23 protein-coding genes and 2 pseudogenes are annotated in these 26,176 nt (G+C 47.8%); 21 read left to right on the top strand and 4 right to left on the bottom strand.

Going from position 1 to position 26,176, the window contains the following annotated elements; all coding sequences use genetic code 11:
* Nucleotides 1-28 precede the first annotated feature (28 nt).
* Together C3B52_RS03010 and C3B52_RS03015 are read left to right on the top strand one after the other, a co-directional pair.
* Nucleotides 29-895, top strand: coding sequence for a DMT family transporter (locus C3B52_RS03010; RefSeq protein ID WP_103104589.1), 867 nt, complete (start codon nt 29-31; stop codon nt 893-895).
* Nucleotides 896-1,055: 160 nt separating this feature from the next.
* Nucleotides 1,056-1,430: pseudogene (locus tag C3B52_RS03015) on the top strand (DUF1259 domain-containing protein); the annotation flags it as partial.
* Between the two features lie 81 nt (nt 1,431-1,511).
* On the opposite strand, the gene C3B52_RS03020 reads toward C3B52_RS03015, so the two are convergent.
* Nucleotides 1,512-2,345 carry a DUF92 domain-containing protein gene (locus tag C3B52_RS03020; RefSeq protein ID WP_103104591.1) on the bottom strand — a complete coding sequence of 278 codons (834 nt, stop codon included), beginning with the start codon at nt 2,343-2,345 and terminating at the stop codon, nt 1,512-1,514.
* Between the two features lie 206 nt (nt 2,346-2,551).
* Here C3B52_RS03020 and C3B52_RS03025 point away from each other — a divergent pair, with 206 nt between their 5' ends.
* From C3B52_RS03025 to C3B52_RS03040, 4 genes and pseudogenes are all read left to right on the top strand, one after another.
* A complete protein-coding gene (locus C3B52_RS03025; RefSeq protein ID WP_235615580.1) occupies nt 2,552-3,340 on the top strand; it encodes a GNAT family N-acetyltransferase in 789 nt (262 codons plus the stop codon).
* A 173-nt stretch (nt 3,341-3,513) separates the two neighbouring features.
* The gene (locus C3B52_RS03030; protein WP_103104592.1) at nt 3,514-4,338 is read left to right on the top strand and encodes a MerR family transcriptional regulator; all 825 of its coding nucleotides are present in this window, start codon (nt 3,514-3,516) and stop codon (nt 4,336-4,338) included.
* On the top strand, nt 4,338-5,540 hold the full coding sequence (locus C3B52_RS03035) for an MFS transporter (protein WP_103104593.1): 1,203 nt from the start codon (nt 4,338-4,340) through the stop codon (nt 5,538-5,540). Before C3B52_RS03030 ends, C3B52_RS03035 begins: the two co-directional genes overlap by 1 nt.
* A 220-nt stretch (nt 5,541-5,760) precedes the next feature.
* Nucleotides 5,761-6,051: pseudogene (locus C3B52_RS03040) on the top strand (AraC family ligand binding domain-containing protein); the annotation flags it as partial.
* A 501-nt stretch (nt 6,052-6,552) separates the two neighbouring features.
* Here the strand turns inward: C3B52_RS03040 and C3B52_RS03045 are convergent.
* Nucleotides 6,553-7,746, bottom strand: a complete 1,194-nt coding sequence (locus C3B52_RS03045; protein ID WP_103104595.1) for a saccharopine dehydrogenase family protein — start codon at nt 7,744-7,746, stop codon at nt 6,553-6,555.
* Nucleotides 7,747-8,158: 412 nt separating this feature from the next.
* Between C3B52_RS03045 and C3B52_RS03050 the strand changes: the two genes are divergently transcribed.
* On the top strand, nt 8,159-8,680 hold the full coding sequence (locus C3B52_RS03050; protein WP_103104596.1) for an MgtC/SapB family protein: 522 nt from the start codon (nt 8,159-8,161) through the stop codon (nt 8,678-8,680).
* A 27-nt stretch (nt 8,681-8,707) separates the two neighbouring features.
* Here C3B52_RS03050 and C3B52_RS03055 read toward each other — a convergent pair whose 3' ends face one another.
* A complete protein-coding gene (locus C3B52_RS03055; RefSeq protein ID WP_103104597.1) occupies nt 8,708-9,472 on the bottom strand; it encodes a response regulator transcription factor in 765 nt (254 codons plus the stop codon).
* A complete protein-coding gene (locus C3B52_RS03060; RefSeq protein ID WP_103104598.1) occupies nt 9,441-11,225 on the bottom strand; it encodes a cache domain-containing sensor histidine kinase in 1,785 nt (594 codons plus the stop codon). Before C3B52_RS03060 ends, C3B52_RS03055 begins: the two co-directional genes overlap by 32 nt.
* 127 nt (nt 11,226-11,352) lie before the next feature.
* Here C3B52_RS03060 and C3B52_RS03065 point away from each other — a divergent pair, with 127 nt between their 5' ends.
* From C3B52_RS03065 to C3B52_RS03125, 14 genes are all read left to right on the top strand, one after another.
* Nucleotides 11,353-12,717 (top strand): ABC transporter substrate-binding protein, encoded by a 1,365-nt coding sequence (locus C3B52_RS03065; protein WP_103104599.1) that lies wholly within the window; start codon nt 11,353-11,355, stop codon nt 12,715-12,717.
* Nucleotides 12,718-12,741: 24 nt separating this feature from the next.
* Nucleotides 12,742-13,686 carry a carbohydrate ABC transporter permease gene (locus C3B52_RS03070; protein ID WP_103104600.1) on the top strand — a complete coding sequence of 315 codons (945 nt, stop codon included), beginning with the start codon at nt 12,742-12,744 and terminating at the stop codon, nt 13,684-13,686.
* A gap of 3 nt (nt 13,687-13,689) precedes the next feature.
* Entirely contained in the window at nt 13,690-14,526 is an 837-nt protein-coding gene (locus tag C3B52_RS03075) for a carbohydrate ABC transporter permease (RefSeq protein WP_103104601.1), read from the top strand.
* 24 nt (nt 14,527-14,550) lie between these two features.
* Nucleotides 14,551-14,907, top strand: a complete 357-nt coding sequence (locus tag C3B52_RS03080) for a cupin domain-containing protein (protein ID WP_103104602.1) — start codon at nt 14,551-14,553, stop codon at nt 14,905-14,907.
* A gap of 18 nt (nt 14,908-14,925) precedes the next feature.
* Nucleotides 14,926-16,008, top strand: a complete 1,083-nt coding sequence (locus tag C3B52_RS03085; protein WP_103104603.1) for a Gfo/Idh/MocA family protein — start codon at nt 14,926-14,928, stop codon at nt 16,006-16,008.
* 28 nt (nt 16,009-16,036) lie between these two features.
* Nucleotides 16,037-16,948 carry a sugar phosphate isomerase/epimerase family protein gene (locus C3B52_RS03090; RefSeq protein ID WP_164684681.1) on the top strand — a complete coding sequence of 304 codons (912 nt, stop codon included), beginning with the start codon at nt 16,037-16,039 and terminating at the stop codon, nt 16,946-16,948.
* On the top strand, nt 16,945-18,192 hold the full coding sequence (locus tag C3B52_RS03095; RefSeq protein WP_103104605.1) for a Tm-1-like ATP-binding domain-containing protein: 1,248 nt from the start codon (nt 16,945-16,947) through the stop codon (nt 18,190-18,192). The genes C3B52_RS03090 and C3B52_RS03095 overlap by 4 nt, the downstream gene beginning before the upstream one ends.
* Complete coding sequence (locus C3B52_RS03100; RefSeq protein WP_103104606.1) at nt 18,179-19,012, top strand: phosphoenolpyruvate hydrolase family protein; 834 nt, start codon at nt 18,179-18,181, stop codon at nt 19,010-19,012. The genes C3B52_RS03095 and C3B52_RS03100 overlap by 14 nt, the downstream gene beginning before the upstream one ends.
* 159 nt (nt 19,013-19,171) lie before the next feature.
* Nucleotides 19,172-21,289 (top strand): sensor histidine kinase, encoded by a 2,118-nt coding sequence (locus C3B52_RS03105; RefSeq protein WP_164684682.1) that lies wholly within the window; start codon nt 19,172-19,174, stop codon nt 21,287-21,289.
* Entirely contained in the window at nt 21,290-21,391 is a 102-nt protein-coding gene (locus C3B52_RS36205) for a response regulator transcription factor (protein ID WP_123058841.1), read from the top strand.
* A complete protein-coding gene (locus C3B52_RS03110; RefSeq protein WP_103104608.1) occupies nt 21,372-21,908 on the top strand; it encodes a response regulator transcription factor in 537 nt (178 codons plus the stop codon). The genes C3B52_RS36205 and C3B52_RS03110 overlap by 20 nt, the downstream gene beginning before the upstream one ends.
* Nucleotides 21,909-22,019: 111 nt before the next feature.
* The gene (locus C3B52_RS03115; protein WP_103104609.1) at nt 22,020-23,132 is read left to right on the top strand and encodes an aminopeptidase; all 1,113 of its coding nucleotides are present in this window, start codon (nt 22,020-22,022) and stop codon (nt 23,130-23,132) included.
* Between the two features lie 440 nt (nt 23,133-23,572).
* Nucleotides 23,573-24,916, top strand: coding sequence for an MFS transporter (locus C3B52_RS03120; RefSeq protein ID WP_103104610.1), 1,344 nt, complete (start codon nt 23,573-23,575; stop codon nt 24,914-24,916).
* A 37-nt stretch (nt 24,917-24,953) separates the two neighbouring features.
* Nucleotides 24,954-26,168: a M20 family metallopeptidase gene (locus C3B52_RS03125; protein ID WP_103104611.1), complete on the top strand. Its 1,215-nt coding sequence runs from the start codon at nt 24,954-24,956 to the stop codon at nt 26,166-26,168.
* Nucleotides 26,169-26,176 lie beyond the last annotated feature (8 nt).

Below are 26,176 nucleotides of genomic sequence, written 5' to 3' on the forward strand. Positions count from 1 at the left end.
CCATTTATAAAAAGAGAGCTGGGAGAGTATGTCCACCACCATTTTACTGATTCTGTTATTTGCAGCGGTATGCCATGCGATTTGGAATGCCCTGTCCAAGAAGATCGAGGAGCGAGACGCCTTTTTTACCCTGATTTTAGGGGCATCAGTCATTTTGTACTTTCCACTTGCCGTGTACCTGTGGCAGACCTCCTCGTTTCCGCCGGGTGCGATCAAATGGCTGTTGCTTAGCACTTGCTCGGAGGTTTTGTATTTTGTAGCTTTGGGTAAGGCTTATCAGACGAATAATTTGAGCTATGCGTATCCGATTTTGCGCGGTACAGCTCCTATTGTGACTACAATTATAAGCACACTGTTCATCGGCACGGCGATTGCCTGGACTGGATTTGTTGGCATTTTAGTCATTGTAGCGGGTGTTGTCTTCATGAATCAGCGCACCTTTTCGTTTCGAGAGCTCAGTCATATCGTCAAGGATTGGGGCAATATGAAGTGGGTGTTTTTAGCGGGGAGCTTCTCAGCGTGCAGCAGCATAGTCGATGGCATGGGAGCATCCATGATGTCGGGTCTGCTGTTCAAATATTTCGTGTTCTTCGGAATGTTTGCAGGAAAGTGGATGATTGACCGCAGAGCAGAGATAAAGGTATCTTACGTTGCGCTGCTCAAACGCTATCCGTGGCATACATTGGCGGGGGGACTCTTCGTCTTCGTTTCCAATTCTCTGGCTGTGTACGCCATGCAAACAACGCCGGTTACCTATGTCGCCTCTGTGCGAGAAATCAGCATCGTGTTTGCGACCATTATTGGGGTAATCTGGCTCAAGGAAAAGGTCGGGGTCGTCAAATGGGTGTCGATCGGGATGATTTTGTGTGGGGTCGTGATTAATAAACTGAGTTAGTCGAGGAAGATCAGCAAATGGGATTTGATAGCCCCAATAAGAAGCGGTAGTCTAGGACATTATTTTTCGTCCTAGGTTACCGCTGTTTACTAGGCGGAAAGCCGTTTCAACCCTGTTTCGTTTCTCATACGATACAAGAATACAGGGGAGGTGAGCTTCTATGGCAAATAACCGAACGCTTTGTGAGCAATTTTCAAAGATACTAAGGGGCAGGCCAAGTTTTGCTGGCGGAAAATGCGTAGCAACCATAAGCCGAGATGAAATAAAAGCAATTATTTTAGGGAAAAGATTTCGAGTAACGTCTTCTTTTTCATTCGAATCCGTAAATAGGAAAACAGGCAGAGAACTTTGTCTGGCGCGAGCAGCATTCTTGCAAAAAGAAGTGAATCGATTTATTTCGGTAATAAGAAAACAAGGGATAAAGGTGTCCTCTGTTCGTAACGAATGGCTCTTGGATCAACCGCGATTGATCTATATAAATATAGAAGCTGTTGATCGACCTCTCGCTTTTGCCAGAAAAGTCAGGCGAGCTTTGGATGCGATAGGCCGCTTCGCTTATAAACCGGAAGGACCCGTAAGCGTACAGCATTACGAGTTCTTCCGGTTTTTTTGCATGTCAGGATAGACCGAGTACCAGTGCCAGCAAGACTGCTGATACGCCTCCTGCAAGTGAGCCTGTAACATTGACGGCATCGTTGTTCCAGCCGGAGCGGCCACGTATCCGCATGGCTGGCATTCCACAATGACGGGCTTGCTCGATTTCACGCCCGCAGATACCACAGCGGTACATTTGCTGCCAAGTCGCACCGATCCAGGAATCGGCAAGCGACCCAATAATGCCTGCCATTCCCGCTATTCCAATCCATGCTGCTGGTCTGAGTGACGTCGCGACCGCATCTGGTGCTGAGTGGTTGGACACCGAGAGCAGCAGCCACGCTACGGCACCGATAAAAAGGCCCCCTGCCAGCGATGCGCCCATTCCGAGACCAGAGACTCCTCCGGACGTGCCAGGCTGAACGCGCTGACCCGTTTTGATTGATCTCGGCGGAGTCCGACTCAAGCCGCCGATTTCCGTTGCCCAGGTATCGGCTGTGACTGCGGCCATAACACCGAGGAAGGCGTACCACCAAAGCGGATATGGAAACGCCCAATTTATCGTACATAACAGCAGTCCCAGTCCACCGTTCGCGAGAACCTGGCCTGCATCGCGCCTCCCGGTTTTCTCATAACCACTCTCTGCCTCTTCCTTTGCATGCTTTTTCCACTTGGACAATAGACTCGACGAGATAAAAAAGGCGATGAGGGAGCCAAACCAGACCGCGCTTCCGAGCGCGTACATCACTGTGCCCAGTATCATCGCCGCTAAAAAACCGGAGCCGGACAGCGACCGCTTTATATATGCCGCCCCGGCAATACCGGTACTGCAGGCAAGACCTATTAACCACTCCACCGTGCTTTGCCCCCTTTACTTGGACCTATTATATCGCAATTAAATAGGCTTTCGAAAAAGATTAAGCTGTGCTCAATAGGATGTTGGCTTATCTGAGCTTCTATGAAAATGATGAAAGTATAATTATGGATTTTTGTGATACAATTGAAAATGAAATGAAACTTTTGGAAAATTGTTCACTTCTAGAGGAAAGGAAATGACTATCTATGACACAGCTAAGTACACTGTCCCCAAAGCATTCTGGCGACAAAGGTATGGAATATAACCTTTTTACATTGAAAGAGCATCCTGAAATGGCTAGTGATTTTGACGCAATGAATGAGGCGGGCTGGCCAACGTTTATGCTATATGATGAAGTGGCGATCCAGTATTATTCTCAGGTGGTAGAGATCTTCCCACAATTCCAATTTTGTATCGCAGATGAAAACGGGACTGTAATGGCTTGCTGCAATTCTGTACCGTTTTATTGGGATGGTACAGCGGAGGGACTGCCAGCCGGTTGGGATCATGTATTTATGAAGAGCATAGAGGATTATCATCAGGGCCGAGTGCCAAACACGGTATCAGCTCTTGCTATCGTGATTCATCCCTCTTATCGTGGGAAGGGAATCAGCGGAATTATGCTAGACGCATTAAAAGGTTTAGTGAAAAGTCACTCGATCGAACAGCTGGTTGCACCGGTAAGACCTTCTTCGAAATCGCAATACCCGTTGATTCCCATGGACAAATACGTGCATTGGGAAAATGACAAAGGAGATTCATTTGATCCATGGATACGGACTCACTTGCGAGCTGGGGCTAGAATAGTCAAGCTTGCTCCAGAATCTATGAAAATTAACGGAACGGTTGCAGACTGGGAAAGCTGGACAAATATGAAGTTTCCTGAGTCAGGGACTTATATTGTGCCAGGTGCACTGGTTCCCGTTACCATCGATGTGGAGAAGAATGAAGGGCGTTATGTTGAACCCAATGTTTGGATACAGCATTTCATTTAATTAGAAGATCAGTAGGGCGCTAGTCTGCAATCACTTGGATTGCTTGACTAGCGCCTATTATTATCGGTTTGAATACAGGATGCCTGTACCTTCGAGAAATAGAGCTCTTGACTTTACACTTAACTGGAGAGTGTACAATCTAAACGACAAAATCAGAAGGGAAGGTAAAAACAATGTTTAAAATCAGCGAATTCTCCAAGCTGAGCCGTATTCCACTGCAAACTCTACGTTACTACGATCAGATCGGACTCTTAAAGCCGGCCAAGACCGACGAATCGAGCGGTTATCGGTACTACTCTGCGGAACAACTGCTCAAGATCAATCGAATTGTGATTTTTAAGGAATTGGGATTCACATTGCAGCAAATCTCGGAGCTATTTCAAGAAGATATATCAGCTGAACAGATTCGCGGTATGCTGAAGCTCAAAGAGAGTGAGATCGAGCGTCAGCTAAATACCGAACTCGCAAAGCTTTCCCGGATAAAAGAACGAATGCAGCTGGTGGAAAGTGAGGGGAAGATGGATAAAGAACAAGAAATCGTTGTGAAGCGCGTTGAAGTCATGCACATGGTTACTTACGCTTCAACGGGCACGGTTGATGATATCCCAAAGCTTTTCGATATCTTCGATTGTCTGCTTGATAGCCGAATCCGATCTGCCTTATCCGGTCCGCGAACGGTGTTATGGAACGTATCCGGCAGCTCGGCCAATGAGTTTGAGCTTGAGGCCGGTTATGTCGTGAAATCAGAAGCCCTCAGGCTGCCAGAGCATCTTCATTTTCGTACTCTGCCCTCGGTGACGATGGCCACGATGTTATTCCGTTCGGATTCGATATATTCAGAGACGGCATGCGTAAACCTTGCTGAATGGATTGAGCAGCAAGGTTTACGAATACGGGGCGACCATTCCAATAGAGAATTCTATGTTCCGCTACCTGGAAATCCGGGTGTTAATCTCATCGAAATCCAAATTCCAATTGAAGATAATGAGGAAGAATGATGAACAATAAATGGGTCGTGTATTCGCTTGCACTGGCAGTGTTTTTAATTGGGACGATTGAATATATCATAAGCGGAATTCTTCCTATCGCAGCAGCAGATCTTGGGATTACGACATCTACTGCCGGGACGCTCGTCACGGCGTTTGCACTTGCCGCAGCGATTGGCTCCCCCATTGTGGTCGCCACAACCATCCAGGTGGACCGAAGAAAAATACTGTTTATCATGCTCGGTATTTTTATTTTAAGCAGCATCCTGGTCTATTTTAGTCCCACGTTTGAGATGATGCTTATGGCTCGAATTATCCAGGGGCTCAGCGGAGGGGCAGCCACGGTCATTGCAATGGCCGTCGCAACGCGTTTGGTCGAAGAACGGAGTCGAGGTCGTGCGATCGGCACTATTTTAATGGGATTAAGCAGTTCACTTGTTCTAGGCGTACCAGTCGGCACATTATTAAGCGAAGCGCTAGGGTGGAGAACCTTATTTGTTATCGTTGGATTGCTGACGGTAATCCCGCTGCTTGTGGTCTACTTCAGAGTCCCTTCTATTACTGAGCAGAGAGCTATTACGCTCGGAATGCAGCTGTCGATATTGAAAGATAAAAAGATTATGCTGGCGGTTGGCATTACGCTTTTCTATATAGGAGGATACTCTGCACTGTTTACGTATATTTCGCCATTCTTGCAATCAAATGCCGAACTGTCTGCGGCGGCGCTTTCCGGCATTCTGCTGCTTTCAGGAATTTGCAGTTTTGCCGGCTCCAAAATCGGGGGAGTCGCAGCGGATACGAAAGGGCCCAAGTTCACAATCTATGCCGGACTGTCCCTCCAAGCTGGAACCCTGTTGCTGCTGACCTGGTTAGGCGGCTTGATCTACGCTGTTATTCCGTTAATCATGATATGGATGGCGGCCACATGGATAACCTCCCCGGCACAGCAGTTATATTTGGTTACCTTGGTGCCCCAGTCACCGGATATTGCTTTAAGCGTGAATACTTCGTTTATCCAATTTGGCTTCGCCATTGGCTCGGGAATAGGGGGATTGATGATCAGCAGCTCATCAATAGACAATCTCGGCTGGGCAGGATTTTCCTTGGTTGTGCTGGCGCTACTACTAGCAGCGTGGTTGTTCGCTTACGATAAAAAAACTGGACACACAGCGAGTAACAAAGACAGCGAAAACCGAAAATTCTGTACCGATTAATAATTCTCCAATAACTCTCTCGGTAAGCGTCCAATACCCCTTTTCAGGAATGCGGCAGTCTAGAGCTTTATTTACTCTTTCTAGACTGCTGCAATAGCCTCAAGAATTGCGTGGAACTTACACCCTAAACCTAAATCACCTGAATTTGTAACGTGAGCCCTATAGAAGCATCATGCAATAATGATTTGGATGTAAGATAGTTAATGAGGAGGTGAGAGAGATGGACAAGTTTATCTATAAAAAGTCTGCAGGTGTTACTGCGCTATCAGCGAGTATGACTGATTTTACGTATAAAAAGCACTCTCATAAAGAGTATGCATTAGGTGTTACGCTTCGTGGTATTCAAGAGTATAACCTGGATGGTAGTTTACAGCTATCTTATCAAAATGGGGTTATGCTTTTTAATCCAGAGCAGACTCATGACGGAATGGCGCATGATGAGACAGGTCTTGATTATGTTATGGTATATATTGATCCACAATTGTTTTTAGAGATTAGTGAGCAAAAAGAATGTGGTTTTAGTGATTTAACCCATTTGAATAAACACTTTAAAAGAGTATATGGAACAACGGCATTTGAATATATGTTACATGTAAATGCGGGTTTTAAGACCAGTGTTTACCTATGATACTATTATTTGTGAAGGACATCTATTGCAGCAGCTTTTTATGTGATGTATGTGAGGAGGTTTTTTATGTTCCGTAATAAAAAATATTGGCGTTTACTCCCTCCTTTTTTGGTAATTGCAATAATATTGGCAATTTGGTTACCACCTAAGCTAAAACCGATTGCAGTTCTTGTCATATTAGTTTTTTGGGCAGTATATTACCTGCCGAAAAGGCGGGGATAATAGAAACATCTAGTGCATGTGTTTCAATGAGATAAGAAGGAAGATATTGATCGCCATTTAGTAAAGAACGTTAAGCTAGCCATTCGGTCGCATAGAAAAAGTCGTTTTCCCTGCATGCGGAAAACGACTTTTTCTTCTGTCTTATGACAAGTGTAAAGCTATTTATCTAGCCACTTGCACCGATTCATCCTCCGTATCGAGCAGCGTAATTTCCTCATGCATGAAAATTCCTCGTTTTTCCAGTTCCGCAAACACCTCTGCCGGTTCGAATGCTTCCTCAGGAATGAGCACTCCCGTCTTTTTCACCATGCCTTTGGCGATCATCTCTGTCGCGACAGCCATCGGAATCCCTACATTTCGTGTGTACGCCCGCAGCTTTTCCCAGCCTTCCACCGATCCATCAGACGCTGGGTGAGTATGATAGAGGACATGCTGTACGCGTCGGCCGTCCTTGGTACCGATCACCTCGACATGCAAGGAATAGCCATACAGCTCCGTTTCCTGTCCCTCAGTTGAATGGAATAAGTATTCACTGATGCAATCTAGCACACCAATCTCTTTGTCATTCACAGTAATTTTGTTATTTCGCATGAAGCCCCAATCGTAGAGGGCACGTACGAGCTGCATGTTTTTGGCTGGCCACGTTCCGCGCACCTCAATCAGCCCAACGCCTTTGTCAGCGAGCGCTGTCGCCAACGTTTTCGTTTCTGCGTGCGGAATAATGTATTGGATTGTTTTTCCGTATGGTTCTGGCAATTGGATTTCACGCGGTCTGGCAAAAGGAGGAACCTGAACGAACTCACCGTTTTCATAAACGACACGACCAGGCAGGAGGGGATCATATTCATACGTAGTTGTTTCCGTAATGGAACGGGAAAAAGCGATCGGACGAAAAGCGCCGTGGCTGACGCGAACGGACTCGACTGTATCCAGTTGATTGGCGGCATGCATAGCCATCATTTGTGTTACTCCAGGAGTCATACCAAAGCCGGGGACGCAGGTCTTGCCGTTTTTCTTGAAAATCTCGTCAGATGCTTCTTCAGCACCAAAGCCGTTTAAGTTGATTCCGTGGCAGCCTGCTTCCGCGATGCAAGCCGTAGAAAGTCCGTTTAACGTAATAGTCGTTCCATCCATGACAATATCATAGCCACGCATTTTGTTTACCGTATCCTCGTGGTCACGCACGTTTATCTGGACGAAATCAACACGCGGATCGTTCAGCGCTTCGACGATTTTTCTGCCTTCCTCCTCATTAAAATCAGCTACCGTAATCTTTTCAAAGCTGGAGTACTGCACCAAATCAAGAATAGACTCCCGGCAAATTCTACCTGCACCGCCCAAGCAAAGAACTTTCATACGTATTCCTCCTGAGAATAGAGTTTTATTTTCTGAATATTTGCTCTGTACGATTTTGAGTATAACATAGCGCTTGTGTTTTGTGTTGTTTTTGTTTGATGTTTTTTGTGTGTTTTATTTGTTTATCATTTCTTTTGTTTTATTAACAAAGAAACACACAAAAATAACAACAAAATAAACTCATAACAAATTAAAACAATATAAACAATACGAAAGGTGGTATAATAGATATAAAATTATGAATATTTTAATTTTTAAAGGGGTGGTCGGAAATAAAGCGCCTATCAAACATTCAACGTAGTGAAAGTGTCCTTGTTTCGGCCTTTGGAGGGTAGTAGCTTCACCCGTACAACAGGTCTATTTTACGCATTCGCACATATCATTTCTCTATCGCTAAAAGAGGGTGAATCACATGGAATCTCTGCAGTTACTTTATGAACAGCATGTCATCATGAATCTGGAGATGTATTTGCGCGTGGTCATTAGCGCAGTATTAGGGATGTTCATTGGCTGGGACCGCTCACACAGAAACAAGCCAGCCGGGTTAAAGACATATATGTATGTCTCAGTGGCTTGCACGTTGATTACGCTTGTTTCGATATACAGCACAAAGCTGTACAGCTCCCCGAATAGCGGGACGATGATGGACCCGATGCGTTTGGCTGCACAGATTGTTACAGGCCTGGGCTTTTTGGGAGCAGGGGTCATTCTGAAGGATGGCTTGCAGGTAAAAGGGCTGACGTCTGCTGCTATGATCTTTTTCGCTGGGGGCATCGGGATTGGGATCGGGGCGGGATTTTATGGTATCGTCATTTTCTCTGTGATCGTGGCATTTGCGCTGGCCCGCGTCAGTCAGCGCTTCGAGGATGTCCAGCAGAGGCGGTCAGACAGTAGTGAAAAAACGAGTGCGGTCAAAAAACAAGAGGTTGGATAGCAGGGAAAAAGCGGTGTGAGCATAGGCTCAGCGCCGCTTTTTTTGTTCGATTGGCTGTGCTGGAGAGCAAAGCCGTTGTCTGTACTCTTTAGGTGTAACGCCATAGCTTTGCAAAAAGACCTTGGCAAAATACTTCGGGTCGGTATACCCGATTTGGTAGCCGACCTCATATTGTTTTAGCTCCGTGTTTTTCAACAATTCACAAGCTCGTTCCATGCGCAGCCGCGTCAAATGATTGACGAACGTATCACCGATTACCGACTTGAAAATCTGTCCAAAGTAATGGGAGGTCAAGTGAACCTGGTCAGCTACGTCTTTCAAGGAGATTGGTCTGCCCAGATTGGCAGAAATATAAGATATGGCGCGCTCGACGATTGTCTCATGGTAGGTTTTGGGCATTTCTTCTACAGGCTCCTGAGGCTGCGGGACAAGCTGGTCTACCGTGGCGAATAGCTCGTCAGTATCAATCGGCTTTAGAATGTAGCCTTTTGCCTGATAGGAGAGAGCTGTCTTGGCATAGGCAAACTCCTCGTAGCCACTGATGATGATGACATCGATTTGCGAGGAGCGTTGATGGATTTGACGCAGCAGCTCCAGTCCGTCCATATCAGGCATGCGAATGTCGGTGATGACTAAATCCACCTCCGTTTTGTCCAGCCACGCAAGTGCTTCTCTTCCGTTCGAAGCGGTTCCAATCACTTCGATATTTCTGTCGGACCATTCCTCCAAGGAGCTGAGACTATCGGTAATCAACCACTCATCATCCACAATCAGCAGCTTTCTCTTCTGCATTTTGTTCCCTCCTTGGAAGTTTAAAGGTGACGGTCATACCCTGACCAGGCTCACTTGACAGCTGAATGCCATAGGCGGTGCCAAAATGATAGCGAAGCCGTGACTGTACATTGCACATCCCGACTTTTTTGCCGTACTTGGTCAGCTGTTCGGCTTGATGCTCCACGTGCTCGCGCAGCTCTTGCAGGGCTTGTGGCTCCATTCCCGTGCCGTTGTCACTTACCTGCAAATAGACATCCTCTCCCGCAAGCCATCCAGTTATCGCGATATTCCCTTCTGCGCTGCGAGATTCCAGCCCGTGCAAGATCGCATTTTCTACAATCGGCTGCAAGATCCATTTCACTGTATAGAGCCGCCGGATTTCTTCGTCGATTTCAATCGAGTAGGTGAGTGATCGGGGGAAGCGATGTTTGTGAAGCTCGATATAATGTCCGACATAATCCAGCTCCTGGTTAATCGGGATCATTTCGTCAAACGTACTGATCGATAGACGCATCAACCTTCCGAGATGAACGATCATTTTGCTGATTTGCGATTCTTTATGCTTGCGGGCAAGGCTGTTGATAGATTCAAGTGTGTTGAACAGAAAATGGGGATTGATTTGGGATTGCAGGGCGGCCATCTCGGCTCGCCGCTTTTGATTTTGCTCCTCATAAATCTGCCGCAGGAGCTCCTCGATTTTATGCACCATCTGATTAAAGCCTCTGCTCAGCTCACCGATTTCATCCTTGCTCGTAATCGCAATTTGCTGAAAGTCACCACGTCCTGCTTTTTTCATCAATCGCTGCAAGGAACGGACAGGAGTGGAGATGCGATGCGAGATGAACAATGAGGCTAGCAAACAAAACACAATGCTTGGAACGACTATCCAGTAAATAGAGTCGTGTATGTATTGGATCGGCTGGTAGAGCTTTTTTTCCTCGAAATAGCCAGTCAGTGTCCAGCCTGTTTCCTGATTAAACAAAGTGACGAGCTGGTAGCTTTCGTCATTTGGCGTTACGATGCGGTCAGAGTGTGTGACGGTCGGAATTTCAGCCTGAGTGAAAGGAGTCTGCGTATCCGGATACAACACTTGTCCTTTGTCGTTCGTAATTAATAGTCCTGCTTCGAGATTGGAAGAAGAATCCTTTTTAAAATAATTGCTCGGAAACAAATCGGCCAAAATACTTTGCTTGAAATCGATCATGAGCACGCCTTTTGCCTTGGCATCTATGCTCGAAATTCTTTTTACATAAGAAAAAACGAAGGAGTCTGCGTCCAGGTAGCTGTAGGGGCGCTGGTGCAGGGAAGTCAGGAGCGGCTTTTCAGAGAGCTTGTTTAGCTTTGGCATCCAATCCGCTGTATAAAACTGGAGATTCTCTCGATTGATGCCATAACCGTAGTGATAGACATAGCTGCGATCACTGATCAGTGTCATCCCGACGTTTTCGGGTCGGATCAGCTGGATGCTGTCAAAGGATTGATCCAGAGGGAGAAAAGAGCGGAGGAACTCATTGTCATCCTTGCTTTTTAAAAATTGGGATACGGCTGAGCTGCGAGAAACGATTTCGCCCATGCGATTCAAATCATTGAAAAAAATGCCGAGCACCTTTGCGTTCTGTTCCAGGATGGATGAGGTATCCTGACTCAGCTGCTTGTTCAAAAGAGAGGAGACATTATAGTTGGTGAGGATTCCTGCCATAGAGAGCGGAAGAATGGACAACAGCAAGAAGGAAAGGAACAGCTTGAAAAAAATGGAGTGCACAAAACCCACAGATGACACCTCCTTTGATCCACTTTTTTTTCACCTTTTCCTACGTTTTGTCTCATTGTCTAAATACTATAAATCATCTAAATTTTAAGTCAACAGGAACGTACAAACTTCGTAAGGGGGTATAGGGATGCACAGAACAAACGTTGTACGCTTCATGCTATGGGTGACGATGCTTGCGCTTTTTATCGCAGGCTGTCAGTCTCCTGCCGGCTCCGGAGGTAGTGCAAGCAGTGAACCAGTCAAAGAGAAGCCAGCTGCCTCTGAAAACAAGCAAGGCGATGTACTCAAGCTGCTGATTCCGAGCTTTAACAATGAGACGGAGAAGCGTCAGTGGGACAAGGTCGTAAAGAAATTTGAGGAAATGAATCCTGGCGTGAAAATTGATCTGGCAACGGGTGACACGAATACGGAATCAGGCAAGCTGACCACCATGCTGCAATCGGGTGTAACGCCGCCAGCTGCGATTTTGATGAACGCCGGCCCCGGACGTGTTCGTATTTTGTCCGATGTGGATCTGATCAAGCCGTTGAATGACTGGTACACGCAAAACGGATGGAAAGACAAGCTTCGTCCCTTTGCCTACGACCTGATCTCCGGAAATGACAATTTGTATGAGCTGCCTCATACGATGGACGCAGTCTCGGTTTATTACAACAAGGACTTGTTTGAGCAAAATGGAATCGGGGTTCCGACTACAGCAGAAGAGTTTGTAAATGCCATGAAAAAGCTGCACGGCAAACAGATTACACCGATCATCGTTGGGGGGCGAACGCCGATCACAGTAGGAACCCTGTTCTCGCTCATCCTGCAATCCAGTGCGGGCAAGGATGCGGTAGCCGATCTGATCTACAGCGAGGCAAAGTGGAATGATCCCAAGTACGTGAAGGCGGCAGAGACCATGGCTGACTGGGCGAATCAAGGATATATCGGAAAAGAGTCCGTTTCGCTCAATCTCACAGACGCCAAATTCGCGATGCTCAATAAAAAGGCAGGCATGTTCATTTCCACGACACACATCATCTCGGATGTAGTGGACCAAAAGCTGGAGGGAAGCGTCGGTTCATTCACGATTCCTTCTTTAATCGATACGAGTAAAACAAACCCGACAGGCGGACTTGGTTACACATGGGTAGTTCCAGCGAAGACAACGCAAACTGAGCTGGTAGAAAAGTGGATGAATTACATCGTATCCGAAGACTATGCCAAAGTCGTGCTAGGCGATCCGACGTATAACCTGATCCTTGCTTCCAAAGCGGCGATGAGTATTAAACCGGCAGGAAGCTTGCTGGCAGAAGCAATGAGCTCCATCGAGAAGGAATCAGGCTACAATCCCAGTGTGTTCATCGGCAGCGAGGCAAAGCAGGCGTATTATCAAAACCTGACAGGCTTGATTGGCGGTCTTGTGAAGCCCAAGGACGCGATGGACAATATCGCGGCGGCGGCGGAAAAGGACGTTGCTGCCGGATACAAGCTGTCGAGGAAATCCAATTAGCTTTCTTGGAAGGAGGGGGTTGGAATGAACGCAGTAAACCCATCACCACTGGAAAGTGTGTTGGAAGTAAGAAGGACCTATTCTATCGAGCGGTGGAAGCAAACACTGAAGCGATGGATCGTCATCCTCTCATTTCTTTCTCCCGCGCTGATTTTATACGGAATGTTCATGCTCTACCCGATGTTCAATGCGATCCTCCTCAGCTTCTTTGACTGGAACGGCTCAGCACTGACGATGAATTTTGTCGGCATGGACAATTACGTAAATCTGGCGGGTGACACGGTCTTTCTCGCTTCACTCGGACACAACATTTTGTGGGTGGTGCTCAGTCTTCTGTTGGTCGTCGTACCTACGCTGGTGCTCGCTATATTGATTGGACAGGTGAAAAAAGGAAAGCTCTTTTTTCGCGCAGGCTTTTATCTCCCGTCTGTATTGTCACTAGCGGTAGTCGGTGTACTGTGGGCGAAAATCTACGATCCGGTCATGGGTCCAATCAATGTGTTTCTAGAAAAAATCGGTTGGACCTCGCTCGCGCATAACTGGCTGGGAGAAGAATGGACAGTGCTGCCAGCTCTCGTCATTACAGGTACATGGGCCTTTTACGGATTTTACATGGTTCTGTACTTGGCTGGCCTGCAAAATATCGATTACACCGTCTACGAGGCTGCGGACATAGATGGTGCAGGGCCGATCCGCAAATTTTGGTCCATTACTGTACCGAGTCTTCGCAACACGATGAACGTCGTGATTAGCATGGTAGTCGTCCACGCTTTCAAAGGCTTTGCCCTGATCTGGGTCATGACTCAGGGCGGACCGTTTTACAAGAGTGAAGTGGTATCGACCTATGTATACAAATCGGCATTCAGTATGAACAAGGTCAGCTACGCTACAGCAGGCGGTGTCGTGTTGGGAGTGATTGTCATCTCACTGACGCTTCTGTTCAACTATTGGCGAGATCGGAGGGAGTAATCGATGCGAGCACAGACCAATTCAATAGGAAAATCGCAGATGATGCTCTGGGTCTTCCTGCTTCTCCTGCTTACGATCATCGTCACACCGATACTGTGGGTAATTCTCGGAAGCTTCAAAACAGCATTCGAAATTGCCAACTCACCGTTTGCTCTGCCGACTTCATGGAGCTTTGACAATCTCATTTCGGCCTGGCAGCTCGGCAATTTCCAGACGTATTTTTGGAACAGCGCCTTTATTACGATTGTCGGGATGATCATTGTATTTCTGGTCGCATGTCCTGCGGGCTACGCTTTTGCCCACATGAATTTTCGCGGCAGTCAGTTCTTGTTCTATCTCTTTTTGCTAGGGATGGCATTACCGGTTCAAGCCATTATTATCCCGGTGTTTTATCAGCTGAAATCGCTTGGATTAGTGGATACTTTGTCAGGTGTCACGCTCGTATCAGTCAGCTTGGCGCTGCCGTTCTCGATTTTTTTGATGCGCAACACGTTCAAGGACATCCCGAAGGAGCTGCGTGAGTCGGCCTTCGTGGACGGTGCAGGAGAATGGAAAACGTATTTGCGCATCATGCTGCCGCTCGCAAAACCGGGTGTGGTTGCGCTCTTGGTCTTCACGTTCATGAACATTTGGAATGATTTTTTATTGCCGCTTGTCCTCTTGATCTCGGATCACAACTACACAATTCCGCTTGGCCTCTTGGCTTTTCAGGGAGACAGCGGGGCCAACTACGGACTCATTTTTGCCGGCACGTTAATCAGCATGGTTCCCAGTATTGCTGTTTATGTGATTTTCCAACGCCAGTTCGTTGAGGGAATGTCAGCGGGCTCGGATAAATAACCCAAAAAGAAGGAGTGCATGAAAATGGCAACGATTACAGACCTGAATCAGGAGAAGCACCTTTTACCGATGGAATGGGGAGCGATTCAATGGCTGTGCGGACAAGAGATTGATCCGCAGGCGGAGATGACGTTTGGAATGGTGTATATCAATGCGGGAGAGTCCAATCCCCGGCATGTACACCCGAATTGCGAGGAAGTGATCTTCGTTTTGTCAGGTGAGTGTGATCATACACTCGGCGATGAAACCTTTCATTTGAAGCCAGGGATGATGCTGCGAATTCCGAGAAATGTACCGCATAACGCGACAGTGACGAGCTGGGAGCCGTGCCGCATGATTATCGCGTATTCCGCACCGGATCGGCAGACGATCGGAGAATAAAGAAAGGGGGGCAGTGTGATGAGCGCAATCAAATTCAATTATGAGTATGACCGAAAAATTAGAGCAGGCTTTATCGGATGTGGTGCCCATGCTTTTCGGAACGTGTATCCTACCTTCGATTATGCGCCCATTGATTTGGTCGCTGTATGTGATTTAAATGCCGAGCGTGCGGAAATTTATCGCCAGCGCTTTGGGGCAGAGCATATGTATACCGATTATCGGGAAATGATTCAGCGGGAAAAGCTGGATGCCGTCTTCGTCGTATTGAATTTTGACAAGGAAGGACGTCCCCTGTATCCCAAAATCGTGCCTGATCTGTTGCGGGCCGGGTTGCCTGTCTGGATGGAAAAGCCGGCTGCCTATACAGCCGAAGAGGTCGAGCAAATGCTGGAGGTGGAAGCCAAATCGGGTCAATTCGTCCTCGTGGCAAACAAGCGCTATTTTTATCCGACCTTTGTGCGGGCAAAGCAAATCATTGAGCGGGAAGCTTTTGGACAGCCGGTTTCCATCAATGGCCGTTATCAGCTTACGCTTAGTCCGTACCAGGAGGACATCGCCACACGGACAGGACTGCACTGGTTTTTAGACATTTGCCATCCGATGTCAGGCATTCATTTCTTAATGGGCGAGGTCAAAGAAATGTGCTTCATCGATCATCAGCCCAGTGGAAACGTACAGGCGCTATTGCAATTCAAATCGGGTGCAATCGGCAATTTGCAGCTATCCTCAACACAGGCAGATACGAGTCCGCTGGAGCGCTTTGAAGTGATTGGCAACAAGCACAACCTCGTCATCGACAACGCGATGCGGCTCATTTACTACAAGGGCTCCAAAGGCAGCGGCGAATACGGAAAGACGCCTATCTACATAGGAGACGACCCAACGGAAGGACCAATCCTGTGGGAGCCGGAGTTTTCACTCGGGCAGGTTTACAATAAAAATCTGTTCCTGCAGGGAATGGTCCAGAGTGTGAACCACTTCGCCAACGCAGTGCTGGAAGGCAAAAAGATCGAGCGCTCCACTCTGCATGATTCCTGGCATTTGACCAAAATTTTTGATGCCTTCAAAAAGCGTTCTGGACAATGGATTTCCATCCAATAATCAGGCTTTAACGAAAGGGGATCTTCGCATGAAATTCAGCGTCTTTACCGACATGTTGGGCACGGAGTCGTTTGAGGAGTCACTGCAATTGGCGGTGGAGCTGGGATTTTCCTATGTGGATGTCAGAGCCAAGCTGGACGGGGATACGATCGATACGATCAGTATGGAAAAGGCACAGGCGTGCAAGCAAAAGCTGGATCAATACAAGCTCCAGGTGGCCAGTGTGAGCTCATGGGCAGTGAATACATGCACATTCTCCGGTCCGCCGAAGTACGACAATTACGACGAGGCCCATCATACTGCGATGCATGAGGTGCTTGGGCGATTGTTCGATCTAGCAGATATTTTCGATGCCCCTTATGTGCGAGTCTACTCCCTTTATCGACAGGAAGACTTCCACACACTAAGCGAAGAAGAGCGAGAAGAGCAATATCGCCATAATGCGAGCATTATGCGGAGACACGCTGAACACGCCTTGCAGCGAAATAAATATATAGTCGTGGAAAATGAGCCGCCGACCTTGACCAGCAATGCGGAGGAATTAGGCAAGCTGGTTGCATACGCCAACCATCCGCAGCTCAAGATCAATTGGGATATCATCAACGGATGGCGTGCCCAAGAATATCCAACGGTGGAATCGTATAAGCATGTGAAAGGGCATGTGTGGCAAACACATCTCAAGGGTGCTTCCCGTCTCTCCAACTCGATTTCGGAGCATAATCCGCATGGAAGTTTTGGAAATTTCGCAATTGCCGGACAAGATGATTATGACCACAAGCCAGTCATCCAGGCGATTGCCAAATACGATCCCCAGGCGGTAATGACGATCGACACCCATTATCCGTCCTTTTATAAGCAGGATCAGATCGGTGAGGTGGAAGCGGTTAGACGTACGAAAGCATTTTTCGAGTCTTTGATACCAAAAGGGGGCTGCTCATGACTAAAAAAGCGGTACTGATTGGATCGTTGGATACAAAAGGTGCTGAATTTCGATTTGTGAGGGATGCGGTGGAATCTCTCGGCGTGCAGACGCTCGTCATTGACACTGGTGTTTTGGATGAGCCTGTTTTCGCCCCAGACATTACACGGGATGAGGTGGCGCTCGCGGGCGGGATGACGATTGAAGAATTGCAGGAACAGCGTGATCGGGGTACTGCCGTCAGGATTATGACAAAAGGGGCGGAGGAGGTAGTGCGCCGTCTGGTTGACGAAGGTATCGTCGGAGCAATTTTCGGGATGGGGGGAACAGCTGGAACAACGGTAGGGGCGGCAGCGATGAGAGCAGTGCCGATCGGAATTCCGAAATTGCTTGTATCGACGGTAGCTTCAGGAAATACGAGACCGTATGTGGGCGAAAAGGATGTCATGATGATGTACTCAGTCGTTGACATCGCCGGGTTAAATAAGCTCTCGTCGCGTATTTTGCGCAATGCCGCTTATGCGATTGCGGGAATGGTTGACGGAACGAGTCAGGAAAAGACCCAGCACGAAGAAAAACCGATGATCGCAGCCACGATGTTTGGAGTAACAACTCCATGCGTGACAAAAGTAAGAGAGATGCTTGAACAAGAAGGCTATGATGTCCTCGTCTTTCACGCCACTGGCACAGGTGGCATGGCGATGGAGGAGCTGGTCCGAGCTGGCTTTTTCGTGGCAGTCGCTGACATTACGACTACCGAATTGGCAGATGAGCTTGTGGGCGGCATTTTTAGTGCGGGCCCAAATCGTTTGCAGGCTGCTGGTCTTGCTGGAATTCCGCAAGTCATATCGGTTGGCGCGTTGGACATGGTGAATTTTGGCCCGCCAGAAACAGTGCCACCGCAATTTGCGGATCGTCGGTTTTACCAGCACAATCCGACCACCACGCTCATGAGGACGACCGTGGAGGAAAACCGGCAGCTTGGGAAAATATTGGCTGAGAGACTCAACCAAAGCAAAGCACCGACTGTCTTGGTCTTCCCAAAAGGCGGCGTCTCCCTTCTCGACAAGGCTTCGCAAGCTTTTGAAGGAATAGAGGAACGAAAAGCGTTGTACGATGCGATCAAGCTGCACCTGCGCAAGGACATTCCGTTTTTGGAGACAGACGAGGATATTAATGATCCGGCAGTTTCAGAAATGATCGGGAACCAGCTGCTTGCCTTCGTTACCAAAGAAAAAGGAGGAGTGGATCATGTCCATCCGTAGAAGCGAAATTTTGCAAAGACTGCGTAATCAGGTAGCTGATAATCGAATTATCGTAGGTGCAGGAGCTGGAACCGGCCTGTCTGCCAAATGTGCAGAAGAAGGCGGAGCCGATTTGATCATCATTTACAATTCAGGAAGATATCGAATGGCAGGAAGAGGCTCATTGGCTGGTCTGATGCCGTATGGAGATGCGAATCAGATCGTGGTGGAAATGGGAGGAGAGGTGCTGCCGATCGTGAAGGACACTCCTGTACTCGCCGGTGTGTGCGGGACAGACCCGTTTCGGCTTATGCCTGTGTATTTGAAGCAGCTCAAGGAAATGGGCTTTTCCGGCGTACAAAACTTCCCAACGGTGGGGCTGTGTGATGGCATGTTCAGACAGAACCTGGAAGAGACGGGGATGGGATATGATTTAGAAGTGGAAATGATTCGCAAAGCCCATGAGCTGGATCTTTTGACTACTCCTTACGTATTTAATGAAGAAGATGCGATGAAGATGGCTGATGCAGGCGCGGATGTGCTGGTTGCGCACGTTGGCTTGACGACAAAAGGAACGATTGGAGCCCAGACTGCACTCACACTGGAAGAATCAGTCGATCTGGTACAGCGCATTCATGATGCAGGAAAGTCTGTAAACCCGGACATTTTGGTCATTTGCCACGGCGGTCCCATCTCAGAATCAGAGGATGTCGAGTACGTCCTTTCCAAAACAAAAGGAGTCGTAGGGTTCTTCGGTGCTTCGAGTATCGAGCGATTGCCTACAGAAAAAGCGATTACAGAGCAGGTTCGTTCTTTCAAAGGCGTAAAGTCAGAGGTGTGATGCCTTACGATGTTCATAAAGGACGCAAGATGCGAGGTCATTTGATCTCGCATCTTTTTTATTTTGCAGCAATTTCCTCAATGGGTCTTTATTCCGTAGTCTTTTAGAACTATGCTAAAGAGAGCAAATCATCGTTCAAACAGGGAGGGGCAGGCGGAAATGCAGCAGCAGCCAATGATCAAGCAAACAATCATTTTCGCCTTTCTGATAGCCTACATGCTAACCTTTGTTGCCAGGGCAATGGCTTACGTCGAGCAGCCAGTCGCCAGGCAAGGCGTTATCGATTTGCGCGCGGTGAACTGGGACGAGCAGCAGTCCGTATCTTTAAATGGCGAGTGGACTTTTTATTGGAACCAGCTGCAGACCCCTGCCACCATACGAGAACAGGCACCATCCGCTCAGTCTAGCTACAAGCAAGTCCCGTCTACCTGGAAGGACGGGGCGGTCATTTATCAATCTTACCCCAATCATGGCTACGCTACCTATCGTCTCCTGCTTCAACTGCGAGAGGAAGATGTACATAAACGCTTTGCGATCTACATGCCGAGTGTCGCTACTGCCTATCAATTATGGATCAATGGCGAGCTGATGGAGAAGAACGGCGTTGTTGGCACGAGCAGAGAGCAGATGGTCCCCAAAAATTATACCAAGCTCATCCCTTTTCAATCTGATCGATCCCAAGTAGAGTTGGTTGTCCAAGTCTCGAATTTCGTTCAGCGAAAAGGAGGCTTGTGGGAGTCTATCACACTCGGACCCGTTGAAGAAATCATGCTGGAGCGCGATACAAAGGTTCTCTATGAAAGTTTGATTGCCAGCTGCTTGTTTCTGATGGGAATCTATCATTTTGTATTGTACTTGGCGAGAAAAAGAGAGAAATCAAGTCTCTACTTTTCTGGTATGAGTATCGGTATCAGTATCCGGCTTCTTTTTTTGGGCGAGACACTCGCTGTACGCTATTTCCCGCAAATTCCGTGGGAGATCGGGGTCAAGCTGGAGTACCTTTGCGCCTCGGCATGTATGATGTTTCTCTCTTTGTTCGTTCATTCACAATACCCTCTTGAGTTCAATCGAACGATCCGTAACTGGCTAATTAAGCTCGGTAGTGTGCTCGTTCTCTTTGTCACGGTTACTCCTGCCTGGATATTCACCGAAGCGATTCTGATTAAAGAAATCTACTTATTGCTCTGCTATTGCTATGTGCTGTACGTCTATGTGCACGCAGTGATTCGAAAAAGGCATGGCTCCCTGCTAAACGGGTTCGGCTTGATGCTCCTTTTTGTTGCCTCGATAAACGAAATTTTGTTCTACGCAAACTTGTCTACCTTTGAAAATGGCGTAGCATTTAGTGTACTCGTCTTTTTGTTTACCCAAATGATCAATCTGTCTATGGCGTTTGCCAGATCATTCGATCAGGTTGAGAGGCTGTCGGAAGAACTGCGAAAGACCAACGAATCACTGGAGCAAAAAGTACAACAGCGAACACAAGCACTGGAAGGAAAAAACAAGGAGCTGCAAATGATGCAGGAGTCGCGGCGCAGACTGCTTTCCAATATTGCCCATGAGCTGGGGACTCCGCTCACTTCGATCCAGGGCTTTATAAAGGCAATGATCGATGGTGTCGTGAAGCCGAATGATCCGAAGTACCTGAACATTCTCTATGAAAAAACAATATATTTGCATCAGATTATCAAGGACTTGTTCGAGCTCTCCAAAATAGAATCACGACAAATTCATTTCCATTTTCAGCCGATTCCGCTCATCTCCTATTTTCACAATCTGTATGAAAAGCATCTGCTAGATATGGAAAAAAAGGACCTGCATTTTGTCTGGGAGCTGGGCACGAGGATCGTTCCTGATGATAGGCTATGTATCATTGCTGATCCGCTTCGTGTCGAGCAGGTAGTGGTCAACCTGCTGACGAACGCGCAACGATATACGCCTACGGGAGGAACGATCAGTCTGAGGATAGACTCGGAGCTGGGACCAGATGGGACTGGAAGAGCCTTCGTGGAAGTAAGGGACACGGGACTGGGAATCGACGCGGAAAATCTTCCTTTTATCTTCGAACGATTTTTCAAAGTAAGCGATGCACGTAAAGCTAGAGCAGGAGGCGGAGTTGGGCTCGGACTGACTATTTCTAAAGAAATCATCCAATATCATCAGGGAGACATTTGGGTAGAAAGCACTTTAGGAGCAGGAAGTACATTTTCGTTTTCTTTGCCAGTCAAGCGAATGCAAACAACTACAGAGCCCATAGAGGAAGGGAGGGTACGGTAAATGGAAACCGCTATGATATTACTGGTAGAGGATGACGAGATGATCAGGGAGCTGGTGCGGCTTTATTTGGAAGCGAATCATTTTGGGGTGTGGGGAGGCTGAGAGTATTCGCGAGGCCATAGCTACTCTACATCAAAAGCAGCCCGATCTGATTGTTCTTGATATTTTATTGCCGGACGGCTCTGGTCTGGAGCTGTGCCAGTCCTTGCGAGAATCAGGCAGTGAAATCCCCGTTCTTTTTTTGACCTGCAAGGATGATTCAGAAGATATGATTGCCGGGCTGGATTTGGGTGGGGATGATTATATGACCAAGCCCTTTGATCCGAATATCTTGGTTTCCCGAATCAAGGCAATTTTGCGCAGACAAGGTGTTCAGGATAAAAAGGACAGTGCCAAGAGTACACGGGAGGAGCTGATTGAGCGGCTTACAAAACGGGAAATTGAAATGCTGACGCTGATCAAGGCGGGGTATACAAACCAGGAAATCGCTCTGCACTTTCAAATCTCCATCGGCACAGTCAAAGGCTATAATAATCAGCTATTCGGAAAGCTAGGGGCAAAAAATCGCACCCACGCGATCATGCTCGCCAGTGAAATTGGCCTATTGCGCGGCTCCTGATGCCATTTCCATGCGACCTTGCAAAAAAGCTTCATTCGATTCGCTCCTTTGATAATCCTCTGACAATCAAAAGCTAAGCTGTATACAAACGTATAAAAGGAGCGAATGGACATGAGAGATGAGCGGCTCGGAAAGATTGCTGACAATTTGGTCTCGTACAGCTTGGATGTTCAAGCAGGCGAGCATATCATGATCATGGTGGTGGACGAAGGGGAGCTGCTGGCTGCAGAATTAGTAAAAAAGCTGTACGCCAAAGGGGCATTTCCTCATCTTCGTTTTGTAAGGCCAAAGGTACAGCGTGAATGGATGAAGGGGCTGTCAGATGACCAGCTTGCCCAAATGGTTCAGTGGGAGCAAGAGATGTGGAACGGCATCCACGGGTATATCGGCATTCATGGGGAGACGAACGACAGCGAGATGAAAGATGTGCCGGAAGAAAAGAATCGCCTGTATGCGCAGTATTTCCACTCGATCGCTCGGCGTGTGGACAACGACATAAAAGGGATTCGTATCAATTATCCCACGGCAGCATTAGCCCAAAAGGCGAAAATGCCTACAGAGGAGTTTGAGGACTTTTATTTCGAGGTTTGCTCGCTCGATTATCGCAAAATGTCGATCGCATGTGAACCACTTTATCAGCTCATGGACCAAACAGAACATGTACGTATCACAGGTCCGGGTACAGAGCTTCAGTTTTCCATCAAAGGAATCGGTACACAATTAGCAGTCGGCAAGCGGAATATGCCTGATGGTGAAGTGTATACGTCCCCAGTACGAGATTCAATCAATGGGACGATCAGCTATAACGTCGCCAGTCAGTATAAAGGCACGACGTTTGATAATATTAAGCTCACTTTCCGTGAAGGGAAGATTGTGGAAGCGACGGCTAATCATACAGCCAAATTAAATGAGATATTGGATACGGACGAGGGGGCACGCTACATCGGTGAATTTGCAATTGCATTTCATCCATCTATTTTGCATCCGATGGGCGACACTTTGTTTGATGAAAAAATTGCTGGCAGCTTCCATCTCACACCGGGTCAAGCTTATAACAGAGCAGATAATGGAAATCGAAGTACGATTCATTGGGATTTGATCAATATTCAGCGGCCCGATTATGGCGGCGGTGAAATTTGGTTCGATGATGTGCTGATCAGAAAGGACGGATTGTTTGTTCATCCGGCGCTTCTGGGATTAAATCCGCAGCAGCTTCTTCGCTAAAAAAGGAGCAGGGGAGGGCAAAAGTGCCCTCCCTTATTTTTATTTGAACACGAAAACACCCGCGGTTATGATAAAATGCCCATTACCTTGTTCATTTCCCTAACTATTGCCAGCCGCTATCGCGAATTCTATGCATTTGTGCAAAATGACTATGCGAAATTGCATAGATGTTATTCTCTCGTGATATGTGTCTTTAAATGGTATAGCTAAGTAGCCAAGTTTGGGGAGTTGCTTATGTAAGAATGCATAATTTGCTCGACTTGCCAAAGGCGATTATTGTTCCCGGAAGAACCCGTAACAGCCGGAAAATACGGGAATTCAATGAAAACAAACAGGTTGGAGGACAAGCTGGCACGGTATGTGCTCTAGTGATAGGCAGCGTTCATGAAAGCGCTTTGATATAGAGGGAATGGCCAACATAGGATATAGGGGGCAGATGGATGAATGCCGTTGTAAAAAAAGTATGGGGTTATCGCCATGTTGTTTTAGTCGTTTTGTGGCTGTTGTACATCATCAATTATTTTGATCGGATGGCAGTCTTGACGTTTCTTCCGTTTATTCAGAAAGATCTGGATTTGACTCCGGTTGAGCTCGGACAGCTTGCTTCTGTCTTTTTCTTCGCTTATTCCTTGGCACAAGTGACGGCAGGATTTCTCGCGGATAAGATTGGTCCGAAGAAAGTCATGAACATTGCCATCATCGTCTTTACGGCGATAACAGCTCTGACTGGAGTGGTCAAAACATTCGGTCAATTCCTGGCGCTGCGTATCGGCTTAGGACTTGGAGAAGGTCATCATTTTGCCCCTGCATGCCGGACAATCAACAACTGGTTTCCTATGGCTGAGCGTGGGCGGTCTGTATCGTTTTTTGCAACCTCCTGGGCAGTTGCACCGGCAATCGTACCTGTACTCGTCACTTCGCTGTCCTTTTATTTTTTCGGTGGAGAGTGGAGACCGGTCTTTTACGTACTCGCGGTACCTGGGGTCATCGGGATTTTTGCTCTCTGGTATTTCATCACGAATACGCCAAAAGAAATGCTGGATAAAGGACGCCTTGACCAAACGGAGTATGAACACATCACGAGCGGAGAAGCTGCCGAGCAAGCCGCAGAAGCTGCTTCTGACAAGGGAGCGAAAAAGAAAAACATCGGCATCTTTTTGAAGGACGGATACTTCTACGTGTACACCCTGCTTCTGTTCTGTCAACTGGCTGTGTATTGGGGAACGACGACTTGGCTCACGACTTTCCTGGTGAAGCAGCATGGACTTGATTTGAAGCAAATGGGTTTTTTCGCCTCCGTTCCGTATATCGTAGCCTTTTTTGCCATGATGATGGGTGGCTGGCTCATGGATAAAGTCATGCATCGGATGAAGCCGGTCGCGATTATCGCCTATTTGGGATGTATCCCGGTTCTCTGGATGCTGGGAGCAGTGGAAAAGGGACAGACTGGCATGCTTTTGACAGCCTTGTTGTTGGTCGGTTTCTTCATCAATCTGAATTTCGGGACAGTGTATGCGTACGTTCAAAAGCGTTATCCGCAAGAGGTAGTGGGAAGTGCTACAGGACTGTCCAACGGGATCGGTCAGATGGGATCATTCGTCTCTCCGCTCGTTGCTGGATACTTGGTTAAGGTAGGGGCAGACGGCTCCCAGGACTTTAGCAATGTGTTTGTCTTTTTTGCTATTGCAGCCGCAGTCGCAGCACTGTGCGCTATCATTTTAAAAGAGCAAAAGGTGAAGGGGAGTGCCGAGGCCCTAGCAGATGACAAGCAGGCAGTGATCTAACAAAAGAAACGTGCAGACAGAAAGAGAGTGGATAATCATGAAAGCAGTTATGACAAACCCGAGAGTGCAAAAAGCGATGGAGCTCATTCACGAACAGGAGGCAATCGATTTTTTGCGTGACTTGATTGCGATCAATAGCGTCAATCCTCCGGGAGCAGAAGCGGCAGTGGCGGAGGCGATTCAAAGCCATTTGGCGCGTGCTGGATTGAGAGCAGAGGTAGATGAGGTGCTACCAGGGCGTAGCAATGTTTTGGCGGAGCTGACAGGCGTGGCTGCTGAAAAGAAAGACCAGCGTGTGCTCGTTTTTAGCGGGCATCTGGATACGGTACCGACAGGCAATATCCCATGGAAGCACGATCCATTCGGCGGCGAGCGTGTGGGAAACAAGCTGTACGGCAGAGGAACGACCGATATGAAGGGCGGCGTAGCAGCGATGGTGCTCGCGATGGAGTATTTGCATCGTGCGGGGATCAAGCTGCAGGGAACGCTTCGGTTTGCAGGAACCGCAGGAGAAGAAGTGGATTGTTTGGGGGCAAAAGCGGTTGCTGCCAGAGGACAAGTAGATGATGCCACCGCAATGGTCATCTCAGAGCCTAGCTCCAATCGTCCCTTCATCGCTCACAAGGGGGCACTTTGGCTGGATATCGTCACCTATGGCAAGACGGCACATGGCTCTATGCCGGAGCAAGGCGTAAATGCGATTACAGCGATGGCTCGATTTATCCATGAGCTGGATTCCTATTCGTTCACATATGAGCATCACGCTTTGCTAGGAAGTCCGACGATGAATGTCGGGGTCATCCAGGGCGGAGTCAAAACGAACGTGGTTCCTGATCAATGCACATTGATGCTTGATATTCGTACCGTTCCCGGGCAAGTGCACGCAACGATACTGGATGAATTGAAGCAGCTTCTGGCGAGCGTCTGCGAGCCGCTTGGAGCACAATGCGAGATTCGGGTGACCAATGATTTGCCGGCAGTAACGACGGACGCACAGGACCCCTTCATCGCCCTTTCACAGGAGACGATGCAGCATCTGTGGGGAACCGAGGAGCCGGTTAGTGGTGTGAACTATTATACAGATGGATCTATCTACGGGCCGCATTTACAAGTGCCGATTCTCATATGTGGACCGGGAGAACCGACACTTGCGCACCAGCCGGATGAATGGATTGACACTGAGCGTTATCTGGATTCGATTCGCTTCTATCTCACACTGGCTGCTGCTTATTTAGGTGTAGAGGAACAGTAGTTTGAAAC

Source organism: Brevibacillus reuszeri (assembly GCF_002897295.1).
Classification (GTDB): Bacteria; Bacillota; Bacilli; order Brevibacillales; family Brevibacillaceae; genus Brevibacillus; species Brevibacillus reuszeri_A.

Coding starts and splice junctions, on each gene's coding strand:
- C3B52_RS03010 (WP_103104589.1), top strand. CDS start 29: ATGTCCACCACCATTTTACTGATTCTGTTATTTGCAGCGGTATGCCAT.
- C3B52_RS03025 (WP_235615580.1), top strand. CDS start 2,552: ATGACACAGCTAAGTACACTGTCCCCAAAGCATTCTGGCGACAAAGGT.
- C3B52_RS03030 (WP_103104592.1), top strand. CDS start 3,514: ATGTTTAAAATCAGCGAATTCTCCAAGCTGAGCCGTATTCCACTGCAA.
- C3B52_RS03035 (WP_103104593.1), top strand. CDS start 4,338: ATGAACAATAAATGGGTCGTGTATTCGCTTGCACTGGCAGTGTTTTTA.
- C3B52_RS03045 (WP_103104595.1), bottom strand. CDS start 7,746: ATGAAAGTTCTTTGCTTGGGCGGTGCAGGTAGAATTTGCCGGGAGTCT.
- C3B52_RS03050 (WP_103104596.1), top strand. CDS start 8,159: ATGGAATCTCTGCAGTTACTTTATGAACAGCATGTCATCATGAATCTG.
- C3B52_RS03055 (WP_103104597.1), bottom strand. CDS start 9,472: ATGCAGAAGAGAAAGCTGCTGATTGTGGATGATGAGTGGTTGATTACC.
- C3B52_RS03065 (WP_103104599.1), top strand. CDS start 11,353: ATGCACAGAACAAACGTTGTACGCTTCATGCTATGGGTGACGATGCTT.
- C3B52_RS03070 (WP_103104600.1), top strand. CDS start 12,742: ATGAACGCAGTAAACCCATCACCACTGGAAAGTGTGTTGGAAGTAAGA.
- C3B52_RS03075 (WP_103104601.1), top strand. CDS start 13,690: ATGCGAGCACAGACCAATTCAATAGGAAAATCGCAGATGATGCTCTGG.
- C3B52_RS03080 (WP_103104602.1), top strand. CDS start 14,551: ATGGCAACGATTACAGACCTGAATCAGGAGAAGCACCTTTTACCGATG.
- C3B52_RS03085 (WP_103104603.1), top strand. CDS start 14,926: ATGAGCGCAATCAAATTCAATTATGAGTATGACCGAAAAATTAGAGCA.
- C3B52_RS03090 (WP_164684681.1), top strand. CDS start 16,037: ATGAAATTCAGCGTCTTTACCGACATGTTGGGCACGGAGTCGTTTGAG.
- C3B52_RS03095 (WP_103104605.1), top strand. CDS start 16,945: ATGACTAAAAAAGCGGTACTGATTGGATCGTTGGATACAAAAGGTGCT.
- C3B52_RS03100 (WP_103104606.1), top strand. CDS start 18,179: ATGTCCATCCGTAGAAGCGAAATTTTGCAAAGACTGCGTAATCAGGTA.
- C3B52_RS03105 (WP_164684682.1), top strand. CDS start 19,172: ATGCAGCAGCAGCCAATGATCAAGCAAACAATCATTTTCGCCTTTCTG.
- C3B52_RS36205 (WP_123058841.1), top strand. CDS start 21,290: ATGGAAACCGCTATGATATTACTGGTAGAGGATGACGAGATGATCAGG.
- C3B52_RS03115 (WP_103104609.1), top strand. CDS start 22,020: ATGAGAGATGAGCGGCTCGGAAAGATTGCTGACAATTTGGTCTCGTAC.
- C3B52_RS03120 (WP_103104610.1), top strand. CDS start 23,573: ATGAATGCCGTTGTAAAAAAAGTATGGGGTTATCGCCATGTTGTTTTA.
- C3B52_RS03125 (WP_103104611.1), top strand. CDS start 24,954: ATGAAAGCAGTTATGACAAACCCGAGAGTGCAAAAAGCGATGGAGCTC.